Source organism: Azonexus sp. MM2026_4 (genome assembly GCF_055901855.1).
Genome location: NZ_CM148380.1, coordinates 1,530,555 through 1,542,813 on the forward strand (window position 1 = coordinate 1,530,555; position 12,259 = coordinate 1,542,813).

Annotated in this window: 12 protein-coding genes; 10 read left to right on the plus strand and 2 right to left on the minus strand. The window is 67.2% G+C overall.

What is annotated here, in order from left to right:
* Nucleotides 1–31: 31 nt before the first annotated feature.
* From AC0KWY_RS07000 to AC0KWY_RS07045, 10 genes are all read left to right on the plus strand, one after another.
* Nucleotides 32–748 carry an AzlC family ABC transporter permease gene (locus tag AC0KWY_RS07000; RefSeq protein ID WP_474028915.1) on the plus strand — a complete coding sequence of 239 codons (717 nt, stop codon included), beginning with the start codon at nt 32–34 and terminating at the stop codon, nt 746–748.
* Nucleotides 745–1,065 carry an AzlD domain-containing protein gene (locus tag AC0KWY_RS07005; protein WP_474028916.1) on the plus strand — a complete coding sequence of 107 codons (321 nt, stop codon included), beginning with the start codon at nt 745–747 and terminating at the stop codon, nt 1,063–1,065. The genes AC0KWY_RS07000 and AC0KWY_RS07005 overlap by 4 nt, the downstream gene beginning before the upstream one ends.
* A gap of 67 nt (nt 1,066–1,132) precedes the next feature.
* Complete coding sequence (locus AC0KWY_RS07010) at nt 1,133–2,188, plus strand: quinone-dependent dihydroorotate dehydrogenase (RefSeq protein WP_474028917.1); 1,056 nt, start codon at nt 1,133–1,135, stop codon at nt 2,186–2,188.
* Nucleotides 2,189–2,264: 76 nt separating this feature from the next.
* The gene (gene rsxA / locus AC0KWY_RS07015; RefSeq protein ID WP_474028918.1) at nt 2,265–2,849 is read left to right on the plus strand and encodes an electron transport complex subunit RsxA; all 585 of its coding nucleotides are present in this window, start codon (nt 2,265–2,267) and stop codon (nt 2,847–2,849) included.
* On the plus strand, nt 2,849–3,415 hold the full coding sequence (rsxB, locus tag AC0KWY_RS07020; protein ID WP_474028919.1) for an electron transport complex subunit RsxB: 567 nt from the start codon (nt 2,849–2,851) through the stop codon (nt 3,413–3,415). The genes rsxA and rsxB overlap by 1 nt, the downstream gene beginning before the upstream one ends.
* A complete protein-coding gene (gene rsxC, locus AC0KWY_RS07025; protein WP_474028920.1) occupies nt 3,415–5,121 on the plus strand; it encodes an electron transport complex subunit RsxC in 1,707 nt (568 codons plus the stop codon). Before rsxB ends, rsxC begins: the two co-directional genes overlap by 1 nt.
* Nucleotides 5,118–6,140 carry an RnfABCDGE type electron transport complex subunit D gene (locus AC0KWY_RS07030; protein WP_474028921.1) on the plus strand — a complete coding sequence of 341 codons (1,023 nt, stop codon included), beginning with the start codon at nt 5,118–5,120 and terminating at the stop codon, nt 6,138–6,140. The genes rsxC and AC0KWY_RS07030 overlap by 4 nt, the downstream gene beginning before the upstream one ends.
* Nucleotides 6,137–6,802, plus strand: a complete 666-nt coding sequence (rsxG, locus tag AC0KWY_RS07035) for an electron transport complex subunit RsxG (RefSeq protein WP_474028922.1) — start codon at nt 6,137–6,139, stop codon at nt 6,800–6,802. The genes AC0KWY_RS07030 and rsxG overlap by 4 nt, the downstream gene beginning before the upstream one ends.
* Nucleotides 6,799–7,491: an electron transport complex subunit RsxE gene (gene rsxE / locus AC0KWY_RS07040; RefSeq protein ID WP_474028923.1), complete on the plus strand. Its 693-nt coding sequence runs from the start codon at nt 6,799–6,801 to the stop codon at nt 7,489–7,491. The genes rsxG and rsxE overlap by 4 nt, the downstream gene beginning before the upstream one ends.
* 11 nt (nt 7,492–7,502) lie before the next feature.
* Nucleotides 7,503–8,567, plus strand: coding sequence for an RNA methyltransferase (locus tag AC0KWY_RS07045; protein ID WP_474028924.1), 1,065 nt, complete (start codon nt 7,503–7,505; stop codon nt 8,565–8,567).
* On the opposite strand, the gene AC0KWY_RS07050 is transcribed toward AC0KWY_RS07045, so the two are convergent.
* Together AC0KWY_RS07050 and AC0KWY_RS07055 are read right to left on the minus strand one after the other, a co-directional pair.
* Nucleotides 8,532–11,114, minus strand: a complete 2,583-nt coding sequence (locus AC0KWY_RS07050) for an EAL domain-containing protein (RefSeq protein WP_474028925.1) — start codon at nt 11,112–11,114, stop codon at nt 8,532–8,534. The genes AC0KWY_RS07045 and AC0KWY_RS07050 overlap by 36 nt on opposite strands.
* The gene (locus tag AC0KWY_RS07055; protein WP_474028926.1) at nt 11,111–12,124 is read right to left on the minus strand and encodes a cytochrome-c peroxidase; all 1,014 of its coding nucleotides are present in this window, start codon (nt 12,122–12,124) and stop codon (nt 11,111–11,113) included. The genes AC0KWY_RS07050 and AC0KWY_RS07055 overlap by 4 nt, the downstream gene beginning before the upstream one ends.
* Between the last annotated feature and the right edge of the window lie 135 nt (nt 12,125–12,259).

Genomic DNA, 12,259 nt, shown 5'->3' on the forward strand with positions numbered 1-12,259 from the left:
ATTGTTTGCCGGCTGTTGTATCTTCGCTCGCATGTCCGCAACCGCAACTTCTCCCTTCCTCGCCGGCGCCCGCGCCGGTTTCGCCGTTTTCCTGCCGTTCTCGGTCGGCCTGGTGCCGTGGGCGCTGGTCATGGGCATGGCGATGCGCAGCGCCGGCTTCTCGCCGGTCGAGGCGATGGGCATGAACCTGATCGTCTTCGCCGGCACCGCCCAACTCGGTACGCTGCCGCTGATCGTCGCCGGCGCACCGGTCTGGCTGATCTTCTTCACCGCGCTGGCCCTCAACCTGCGTTTCGTCATCTTCAGCGCCGCCCTCGCCCCCGCCTTCCGCGGCGTCGGCCCGGCGGCCCGCTGGCTGTCCGGCCACCTGCTCACCGACGGCGTCTTCGCCGCCTGCGCCGACGGCCTGCAGAAGGCCGACGACCCGCGCTGGCGGCTCGGCTACTATCTGGCGCCGTCGCTGTGGTCGTGGCTGCTGTGGCAGGCGTTCACGCTGCTCGGTATCCACGCCGCGACGGTGGTGCCGAAAGACTGGTCGCTGGAATTCATGGCGAGCATCGCCCTGATCGTGCTGCTGGTGCCGATGTCGCGCGTCCGGCCGATGCTGGTCGCGGCGCTCGTCGGCGGCGGCGCGGCGACGCTCTTGCGCGGCATGCCGCTGCGGCTCGGCACCGTCGTCGCCATCGTCGCCGGCATCGCCGCCGGCTTCCTGGCGGAAAACCTCGAACACCGGCGAGGCCGCCGATGAACGATGCCGACCTGTGGCTGATCTTCATCGTCATCGGCCTGGCGACGACCTTGCCGCGGGCAAGCTTCATCGTCCTCGGCAACCGCGTCAGCCTGCCCGCCACCGTCCAGCGCGCCCTGCGCTACGCCCCGGCAGCGGCCCTGGCGGCAATCGTCGCCCCCGACCTGCTGGTCGTCGGCGGCCAGCTCGCCCCGTTCAACGCCAAGCTCGCCGCCGGCCTGGCCGCGGCGGCGACCGCGCTGCGCTGGCGCAACCCCTGGCTACCCTTCATCGTCGGCATGGCGGTACTGCACGCGCTGCGCTGGTGGGCGGGCTGATCCATATCACGAAAGATAGAGGCGAACGGCCGCGAAATCCGTCATTTACGTTAAAATGCCGGCCACCATGCTCTATCCGCTCATCCGCAAGTTCTTTTTCGCGCTGGACGCCGAAACGGCGCACGGCATCGGCCTCACCGGCATGTCCTTCCTGGAGTCCGCCGGCCTCCTCGGCCTGCTGGCGAAGCCGGCGCCCGCCTGCCCGGTCGAGGTGATGGGGCTACGCTTCCCGAATCCGGTCGGCCTCGCTGCCGGGCTGGACAAGAACGGCGCCCATATCGATGCGCTGGCCGGGCTCGGTTTCGGCTTCATCGAGATCGGCACGATCACCCCGCGCCCTCAGGACGGCAACCCGAAGCCGCGCCTGTTCCGCATTCCGCAGGCGCAGGCCATCGTCAACCGGATGGGTTTCAACAACGCCGGCGTCGACGCGCTGCTCGCCAACGTGCGGGCCGCCCGCTTCCCGAAGAACGGCGGCATCCTCGGCATCAACATCGGCAAGAACGCGACGACGCCGATCGAGAAGGCGGCCGACGACTACCTGATCTGTCTCGACAAGGTCTATGGCGACGCCAGCTACGTCGCCGTCAACATCTCGTCGCCGAACACCCGCAACCTGCGCGAACTGCAGAAGGACGAAGCGCTCGACGACCTGCTGGCGCAACTGAAGGCACGCCAGCAGGCGCTCGCCGAGCAGCACGGCCGCTATGTGCCGATGGCGCTGAAGATCGCGCCCGACCTCGACGACACGCAGATCGCGACGATCGCCGACGCGCTGCGCCGGCACCGTTTCGACGGCGTCATCGCGACCAACACCACGCTCTCCCGCGAGGGCGTCGATCACCTGCCGAACGGCAACGAAGGCGGCGGTCTGTCCGGGGCGCCGGTGTTCCGCAAGTCGACCGACGTGCAACACAAGCTGGCGAAGGCGCTGGCCGGCGAAGTACCGATCATCGGTGTCGGTGGCATTCTCAAGGGGGAGGATGCCGCCGAGAAAATCCGTGCCGGAGCTAGCCTGGTCCAGGTGTACAGCGGTTTCATCTATCGCGGACCGGAATTGGTGGCCGAAATGGGCCAGTCCGTCGCCCGCGCGCTGGCCGAGAAAAAACCCATCACTGCATAAATCTCCCTGCCCGGCGCGCGGTTGTTCGCGGCCCCGCAAACTCCGATAATAGCCGCCTTCGCTCCTTCCCCCTTCCATGAGCCACTACCTCTTTCTTCTCGTCGGCGCGGTGCTGGTCAACAACGTCGTGCTCGTCAAGATTCTTGGCCTGTGCCCCTTCATGGGCGTTTCCAAGAAACTGGAAACGGCTTACGGGATGGGCGCCGCAACCACCTTCGTACTGACGCTGGCCACCGGTTCGAGCTACATCATCGACCACTTCCTGCTCACGCCGTTCGGGCTGGAATACCTGCGCACGCTGTCCTTCATCGTCACCATCGCCGCCATCGTCCAGCTCACCGAGATGGTCATCGCCAAGACCTCGCCGACGCTGCAGCAGACGCTGGGCATCTACCTGCCGCTGATCACGACCAACTGCGCGGTGCTCGGCGTGCCGCTGCTCAACATCGCCAACGGCTACGATTTCGTTGAATCCCTGCTCTTCGGCGCCGGCAGCGCGGTCGGTTTTTCCGGGGTGCTGATCCTCTTCGCCGGCATCCGCGAACGCATCGAAGGCGCCGACGTGCCGACCCACTTCCGCGGCTCGGCCATCGCCCTCGTCACCGCCGGCCTGATGGCGCTGGCCTTCATGGGCTTCGCCGGTCTGGACAAGTACCAATAATGGACATCCTGCTCGCCATTGCGATCATGGCCCTGGGCGCGCTCGTGCTCGGCGCCGCGCTCGGTTTCTCGTCGATCAAGTTCAAGGTCGACGGCGACCCGCTGGTCGAAAAGATCGACGCCATCCTGCCGCAGACGCAGTGCGGCCAGTGCGGCTTTCCCGGCTGCAAGCCCTACGCCGAAGCGATCGCCAAGGGCGAGGCCGACATCAACCTGTGCCCGCCGGGCGGCATGGAAGGCGTGCAGCGCCTGGCCGACCTGCTCGGCCGCGAAGTCAAGGCGCTGGAGGCCGAAGAGAAGCCGAAGCAGGTTGCCCGCATCGACGAGAACACCTGCATCGGCTGCACGCTGTGCATCCAGGCCTGCCCGGTCGATGCCATCGTCGGCGCTGCCAAGCAACTGCACACCATCATCGCCAAACAATGTACCGGCTGCGAGCTGTGCCTGCCGCCCTGCCCGGTCGAATGCATCCACATGGAAGTGGTGCAGGAAACGCTGGATAACTGGAAATGGAAATACCCGGTGGTCGCCATCCGTCCCGCCGCACCGGAGAGGGAGGCCGCCTGATGCTGAGCAAGCTGTTCTCCTTCAACGGCGGCGTCAAGCCGCCGACCAACAAGGACATCTCGAACCGGCAGCCGATCGCCCCGGCGCCGCTGCCGTCGCGCCTGATCGTGCCGCTCCACCAGAGCATCGGCGGCACGCCGCGGCCGCTGGTGGAAGTCGGTCAGCGGCTGCGCAAGGGTGAGATGATCGGCGAGGCCGACGGCTGGATTTCGGCCGCGGTGCACGCCCCGACCTCGGGGATCGTGGTTGCCGTCGGCCCGGGCAAGATGCCGCACCCGTCGGGGCTGCCGGCGGATTGCGTGGTCATCGAGCCGGACGGCCGCGACGAATGGATCGAGCGCCAGCCGTTCGACTACGCCGCCGCCGAGCCGGAAGCGGTGCGCGAATACCTGCAACGCTGCGGCGTCGTCGGTCTCGGCGGTGCGGTCTTCCCGACCCACGGCAAGTTGACCGCGTCGCGCACGGTGCCGATGCAGGAACTGGTGATCAACGGCGCCGAGTGCGAACCCTACATCACCTGCGACGACCTGCTGATGCGCGAACGCGCCGAGGAAATCGTCCGCGGCGTCGGCATCTTCCGCGACCTGCTGCAACCGGCGCGGGTCCTCATCGGCATCGAGGACAACAAGCCGGAAGCCGCCGCCGCCATGCGCGCCGCCGTCGCGGCGCTGGCCGAGCCGTTCGAGGTGGTCGTCGTCCCGACGCGCTACCCGGCCGGCGGCGCCAAGCAGTTGATCCGCGTCCTCACCGGCAAGGAAGTCCCGGCCAGCAAGCGGTCGACCGACCTCGGCGTGCAGTGCTTCAACGTCGCCACCGCCTACACCGCCTGGCGCGCCATCGCCCACGGCGAACCGGTCATTTCGCGCATCGTCACGCTGACCGGCAACGTCGGCCAGCCGCGCAACTACGAGGTGCTGATCGGCGCGCCGATCGACGAGGTGATGCGCCTCGCCCAGCCGCACCCGGATACCGACGGCGTCGTCATGGGCGGGCCGATGATGGGCTTCCTGGTACCCGACGCCGACGCCCCGGTGATCAAGGCGACCAACTGCCTGATCGCCCATTCGGCGCGCCTGTTCCCGCCGAAGGCGCCGGAAATGCCGTGCATCCGCTGCGGCGCCTGCGCCCGCGCCTGCCCGCACGAACTGCAGCCGTTCGAACTGTACTGGCATTCGCGCGCCAAGGATTTCGGCAAGACCCAGCAGTACCACATCTTCGACTGCATCGAATGTGGCTGCTGTTCCTTCGTCTGTCCGTCGCGGATTCCGCTGGTCCAGTATTTCCGCTTCGCGAAGAGCGAGATCTGGGCCCGCGAGCGTGAAAAGAAGGCGGCCGAGGAAGCCAAGCAGCGCTTCGAATTCAAGCAGTTCCGCGAGGAGCGCGAAAAGACCGACAAGGCGGAGAAGCTGGCCAAGGCGGCTGCCGCCCAGGCCGCCAAGAAGGCGGCGGAAGCCGCGGCGGCGGCTGGCGGCACGGTCGCCGCCGAAACGCCGGCAGCAGCCGGCGACGACCCCGCCGCCGCCAAGAAGGCCGCCATCGCCGCCGCGATGGCGCGCGCCAAAGCGCAGCGGGAAGCCGTGCAGGCGAAGAATACCGACGAACTGACCCCGCAACAGGCGCAGGAAATGGCCGCCATCGAAGCCCGCCGCGCCGCTGCCGGCGTCGCCGAGGCGCCTGCCGCCAGCACCGATTCCAGGACCGAATGATGTTCGCCCCCGCCCCCTACCTGCTCAAGGATGCCAGCGTCAGCCAGGTGATGACCCAGGTCTGCCTTGCCCTGGTCCCCGGCATTGCCGTCTACTTCTGGCTGGTCGGCCCGGCGATCCTGGTCCAGCTGGCGATCGCCTCGCTCACCGCGCTGCTCGCCGAAGCCGCCATCCTCAAGCTGCGCGAGAAGCCGCTGGCGCTTTTCCTGTCCGACGGTTCGGCCGTCGTCACCGCCTGGCTGATCGCCCTCACCTTCCCGCCGCTGGCGCCGTGGTGGCTGGTCGCCACCGGCACGCTGTTCGCCATCGTCGTCGCCAAGCACCTTTACGGCGGTCTCGGGCAGAACCCGTTCAATCCGGCGATGGTCGCCTTCGCCGTCGGCATCGTCTCGTTCCCGGCGCTGATGTCGCAGTGGCCGAGCATCGGCCTCAAGTTGCCGCTGCTCGACCAGCTCAACATCATCTTCGGCCTTGCCCCGCGCGTCGACGCCCTGTCCGGCGCAACGCCGCTCGACGCCATGAAGACGGCGCTGAAACTGGGCGAAGGCCAGGTCAACGTCGCCCACCTGCTGGAAAACCAGGATATCTACGGCAACTTCGCCGGCCGCGGCTGGGAATGGGTGACCGGCGCCTACCTGCTCGGCGGCCTCTGGCTGTGGCAGCGCAAGGTCATCACCTGGCACGCGCCGCTCGCCTTCCTCGCCGCCATGGTGCTGATTTCGGGCGGCCTCTGGCTGTATCGGCCGGAGAGCTTCGCCAGCCCGCTGTTCCACCTGCTGTCCGGTGGCGCCATGCTCGGCGCCTTCTTCATCGTCACCGACCCGGTGTCGGGCTGCACGACGGTGCGCGGCAAGCTGATCTTCGGCTTCGGCGCCGGCCTGCTCGCCTACATCGTCCGCGTCTTCGGCGGCTACCCCGACGGCGTCGCCTTCGCGGTGCTGCTGATGAACCTCTCGGCGCCGCTGATCGACCGCCTGACCCAGCCGCGCATCTTCGGCATGAAGGAGGAGCGGCCATGACCAGCACGCCGCGCGAATTCACCGCCACCAACATGGCGCTGCGCACCGCCGCCATCCTCTTCCTCTTCGTCATCGTGTTCACCGGCCTGCTCTCCGCCGCCTACCAGTGGACCAAGCCGTCGATCGAAGCCTCGGCGCAGCAGGAGAAGACGAAGCTGATCAACGAGGTGCTGCCGTCCGCCGACTACGACAATGCGCTGCTCGACGACAGCGTGACCCTGCCGCCGACGCCGGAACTGGGCCTGAACGAACCGAGCAAGGTCTATCGCGCGCGCAAGGCCGGGCAACCCGCCGCGCTGGTCTTCGAGGCCGTCGCGCCGGACGGCTACGCCGGCCGCATCCGCCTGTTGCTCGCCGTCCGCGCCGACGGCAGCGTGGCCGGCGTGCGCGTCACCCAGCACAAGGAAACTCCCGGCCTGGGCGACTACGTCGAACCGAAGAAGGACCGCAACAAGGCGCAGCCGTGGATCGGCCAGTTTGCCGGCCGCTCGCTCGCCAACACGCCGGAACGCGCCTGGCGGGTACGCAAGGACGGCGGCGAGATCGATTACCACGCCGGTGCCACCGTCACCCCGCGTGCCGTCGCCAAGGCGGTGCGCAAGGCGGTCGTCTGGGCGGACAGCCAGGGCGCCGCGCTGTTCAGGATGGAGACGCAACGATGACGCGCGACGAATTCCGCACCATCGCCTACAACGGGCTGTGGAAACAGAACACCTCGCTGGTCCAGGTGCTCGGCCTCTGCCCGCTACTGGCGGTGACCACCAACGCGGTCAACGGCATCATGCTGTCGCTCGCCACCATCCTGGTCATGGCGCTCTCCAACGTCGCCGTCGCCGCGCTGCGCAACCTGATTCCGCACGAAATCCGCATCCCGGTTTTCATCCTCGTCGTCGCCGCGCTGGTCACCGTCGTCGACCTGCTGTTCAACGCCAACCTGCACGAACTGTATCTGGTCCTCGGCATCTTCATCCCGCTGATCGTCACCAACTGCATCGTGCTGGCCCGCGTCGAAGCCTTCGCCGCCAAGAATCCGCCGCTGCAATCGACGCTCGACGGCGTCTTCATGGGCCTCGGCATGCTGTGGACCCTGGGCCTGCTCGGCGGCCTGCGCGAACTGCTCGGCAACGGCACGCTGCTCGGCGGCATCGACATGGTCTTCCCGTCGCTGAGCCCGATCCAGATCCTGCCCGAAAGCTATCCCGGCTTCCTGCTCGGCCTCCTGCCGCCGGGCGCCTTCATCCTGCTCGGCTGCCTGATCGCCTGGAAGAACTGGATGGACGCCCGCGCCGCCGAACGCGCCCGGCGCAAACCGCCGGTCGCTGACGAAGCGACCGCCGAAGCCGGCGCCTGACGGCCGGCGCGGTGCATCTGGACGATTTCCGCGCCCGGCTGCGCGCCCTTGGCGCCAAGCCGACGCACGAGGCACGACTGCTGCGCGCCTGGCTGCAGGGCATGGTGCTGGACGCCGGCAGCCGCCGCCAGGCGGCGGAAAACCACCTGCCGCTGGCGCTGCGCCAGGCCCTGCCCGAACTCGACGAACGACTCGCCGGACTGGCCCGCGTCGTCTCCGAGCATCCGGCCAGCGACGGCAGCCGGCTGTTGATCGAACTGGCCGATGGGCAGACCGTCGAGAGCGTACTGCTGCCGCGCGACGGCGTCTGCATCTCGACGCAGATCGGCTGCGCCGTCGGCTGCACTTTCTGCATGACCGGCCGCAGCGGCCTGCTGCGCCAGGTGAGCAGCGCCGAAATGCTGGCCCAGGTGGTCATCGCCCGTCGCCGCCAGACCTTGCGCCGTGTCGTCTTCATGGGCATGGGCGAGCCGGCGCACAACCTCGACAACGTGCTCGAAACCATCGACCTGCTCGGCACCGCCGGCGGCCTCGGGCACAAGAACCTGGTCTTTTCGACGGTCGGCGACCCGCGCGTCTTCGAGCGCCTGCCGCAGCAGAAGGTGCGTCCGGCGCTGGCGCTGTCGCTGCACACCACCGACGCCGCCCTGCGCGCCCGCCTGCTGCCGCGCGCGCCGCAGATGGCGCCGGAACAGCTGGTGGCGCAGGGCGAGGACTACGCCCGCCTGACCGGCTATCCGATCCAGTACCAATGGACGCTGCTCGCCGGGGTCAATGACAGCTTCGCCGAGATGGACGGCATCGTCCGCCTGCTGCACGGCAAGTACGCGCTGATCAACCTGATTCCGTACAACACGACGGCGGCTCTCGATTTCCAGCGGCCATCGAACGAACGCATCACCGAACTGGCGCATTACCTGCACGCCCGCGGCGTTCGCACCACGGTCCGCCAGTCGGCCGGCCAGGAAGTCGATGGCGGTTGCGGTCAACTGCGCGCCCGCCGGCTGGACGGTTCGCCGGCCCCCGGCCGCCGTGCCGGATCAGGCGACGCTGCCGAGCTGGCGGGTAGCCAGTAGCTTGCCGAAATCCTCGACGGCCTGCGGACGGCCGTAGAAGTAGCCCTGGAAGTGGTCGCAGCCGTGCGCCGCCAGGTAATTCGCCTGCACCTCGTTCTCGACGCCTTCGGCGATCACCACCAAGTCCAACTCGTGCGCCATGGCGATGATGGCTGAAGCGAGGCGGACCGGCTCGCCGTTCTCGTCGATCTGGCTGACGAAGCTGCGGTCGATCTTCAGCGCATGCAGGGGAAACTGGCGCAGGTAGCTGAGCGAGGAATAGCCGGTGCCGAAATCGTCGAGCGCCACCTGCACATGCATCTTGCGCAAGGTTTCGAGGACCAGCGCGGCGCGCGCCGAATTGCGCATGAGCAGGGATTCGGTCAGTTCGAGCTCGATCAACTGCGGCGGCAAACCGTAATCGGCGAGGACGTGCGCCAGCATGTTGGGCAAGTCCTGCTGCGCGAACTGCAGCGCGGAAATGTTGACCGCCACCGGCACCACCAGCAGGCCGGCGTCGAGCCAGGCGCGCTGCTGGGCGCAGACGTTGCGGATCGCCCATTCGCCGATCGCGTTGATCAGGCCATTTTCCTCGGCCAGGCGGATGAACTGCTCCGGCGAAACCAGGCCGCGCTCGTGATGCCGCCAGCGGATCAGGGCTTCGGCGCCGACGATCTCGCCGCTGCCGGCATCGACCTTGGGCTGGTAGTACATCAGTAGTTCCTGGCGGTCGAGGGCGCCGAACAGGTCGTTTTCCAGCAGCAGGTCGCCGAGCGTCGCGGTACTGATCTCCGCCGAGAAGAAGCAGAAGGTATTGCGCCCTTCCTCCTTGGCCCGGTACATCGCCGCGTCGGCCTTGCGCAGCAGCTCGGAGGCGGTTTCGCCGTCTTCCGGGTAGAGGGCGATGCCGGCGCTGCCGCTCACCGTCAGCTCGTGTCCGGCCAGCAGGTAGGGCTGACAGAAGCTGCTGAGCAGCTTGCTGCAGACGTGCGCCGCATCCTGACCGCTTTCCAGCTCGGGCAGGACGACGACGAATTCGTCGCCGCCCTGCCGGCACAGCGTGTCAGTCTCGCGCAAGGCGTTCAGCCCACGTTGCGCCGCCTGGATCAGCAGTTCGTCGCCGACCGCGTGGCCGAGGGTATCGTTGATGTTTTTGAAGCGGTCGAGATCGATGAAGATGATCCCCATCTGCCGTTGCATGCGCTTCGACTTGAGCATCCCCTGCTCGATCCGGTCTTCCAGCAGCAGCCGGTTGGGCAGGCCGGTGAGCGCGTCGTGGTGCGCCAGGTGATGGATGCGCGCCTCGCTCTGCTTGCGTTCCGAAATGTCGGTGAAGACGCCGATGAAGTGACCGGATTCGCCGGGCTCGTCGGGCACCGCCGCGATCGACAGCCACTCCGGATAGATGCCGCCATCCTTGCGCCGGTTCCAGATCTCGCCCTGCCACTGGCCGATCTGGATCAGCGACTGCCACATGTTGCGGTAGAAATCCTCGCCCTGCCGTCCGGAATTGAGCAGCGCCGGCGTCTTGCCGATCACATCTTCGGGCGAGTAACCGGTGATCGCGCAGAAGGCCGGGTTGACGGCGACGATGCGCGAACCGGCATCGGTGATCACCATGCCTTCCGTGGCGTGGGTGAACACCGTGCCATACAGCCGCAACTCGCCCTCGGCGCGCCGCTGCGCCTCGTAGCGCGTCGCCAGGTCGGTATGGGCCAGGCGCAAGGCCCGCCGGTCGCGCTCGATGCGAAACACCGCGTACAGCGCGTAGCCGAGCAGCATCATGGCGATCGCGTAGAGCAGCGTGCGGTGATAGGAAGCCGAGGCGACGGCCGTCCGATAGGCCTCCAGATAACTGCGCAGCAACTTGTCGTGGAGTTCCGCCGTCGGCGCCTTGACGATCCGGTTGACCAGGGTTGCCACCACCGGACTTTGTTCGATCAGCACTTCGGCATGCACGAGAATGCCGGCCAGCGCCGGCGGTCCGCCGGCATTGCGCAGGGCCTGCAACTCCCGGCGCAACTGGCGCAATTCACTCTCATCCGGATTGCGTGTCATGCTGATGCCGACCAGGTGCCGGACGAAATCGGCAAAGGCGCCCGCGCTCGACCACGATTCGCCAGCCAGCAAGGCATCGGCCGCCCGCGGCAGATACAGCTTGGAGTTGCGCAGAACGGCGTTGGCGCGCTGAAAACGGTCGATATCGAGCGCTCTGGCTTCTTCGGCGGCAATCAGCGCCAGCAGTCCCTGTTCGATCGTTTGTCGCTGCGCCCCGTCCAACCAGGCCGGGAAGGATTTCAGCGCCTGGCCGGTTTCCCGCAGGCGCGCCAGATAGAAGGCCATGCCATCGTAGTTCTGCACCAGCCCGGCATGGCTGGCAACGACCTTGGAGGCCAGTTGTTCGTCATAGCGCTGAAACTGGCGCAGGGTACGCGTGTAGTTATCGTGGGCCTGCGACGAAACTTCGTCGGCCTTGAAGAAGAGCCAGGTCAACAAGGCAGTCAGGATGCCGACCAACATCACCTTCCACGCCCGGTGTGCCCGCAGTTCGGCCAGGCTCAGGCTCATTGGGGCAGCCCCACGACGGGCTGCTTGCCGGTCAGGCTTTCGAGAAAGGCGACAATGGCCGCCACATCCTCCTGGGAAAGCTCGCGACCGAGCTGGTAGCGGCCCATGATGGTGACCGCTACCGCCAGCGAATCGGTCGAACCGTCATGGAAATAGGGCGCGGTCAACGCGACGTTGCGCAGACTCGGCACCTTGAAGACATGCCGGTCCTCTTCACGGCCGGTGACGTTGTAGCGCCCGAGATCGGCCGTGGTCAGTGTGCGCTTGGCGAAGTAGTCGCCGAGAACGCCGAATTTCTGATACATGTTGCCGCCGAGCAGCACCCCCTGATGGCAACTGATGCAACCATAGTCGCGGAAGCGTTCATAGCCGTCGATGGCAAGCTGGCCCATGGCCCGCCGGTCGCCCGCCAGATAGCGATCGAAGGGCGCGTCCGGGGTGATCAGGGTGCGCTCGAAAGTGGCAATCGCATTGGCGACGTTGTCGGCCGTCAGACCGTCCGCATAGGCCAGCGCAAAATCCCGCCGGATCGCCGGATCGGCATTCAGGCGTTCAAGGACGACGCGCCACGACGATCCCATTTCGAGGGGATTGTGCACCGGCCCGGCCGCCTGTTCCTCGAGCGTGGCCGCCCGGCCATCCCAGAACTGGGCGAAGGCGTAGGCGCTGTTGAACACGGTCGGCGCATTGATCGGACCGTGGGCGCCTCCGATACCGGTCAACACCGGCTGCCCATCGGCGCCGCCGCGATCGAAGCGATGGCATGTGGCGCAGGCTATCGTCTTGTCGGCCGAGAGGCGGGTATCGAAGAACAGGCGCTCACCCAGCGAAACCCGTAGCGGCACCTGAGGCCGGGGTAACGGCAGAGGGCGCAAGGCCTGCATCGCCCCGTCGTTGGGGAGCGTGAAATCTTCGTTCAGCAGGCTGTCGTTGCCGCGCTCCGTCGTCGAGTACCAGGCGGCACCGACCACCAGCACCAGCAGGATCAGGAAAGCCAGCAGCTTCTTCATGCCGGCCTCGCAACATGGCGCGCAGACCGCTTCATGCCCACCGCCCGCGCTTCAAGCCCCCGCAACGGCTCGCGAATTTCGTTCCGTTTGACGGCAACAGCCCATCTCCCGATGCCTGCCCCTTCCTTGACCTTA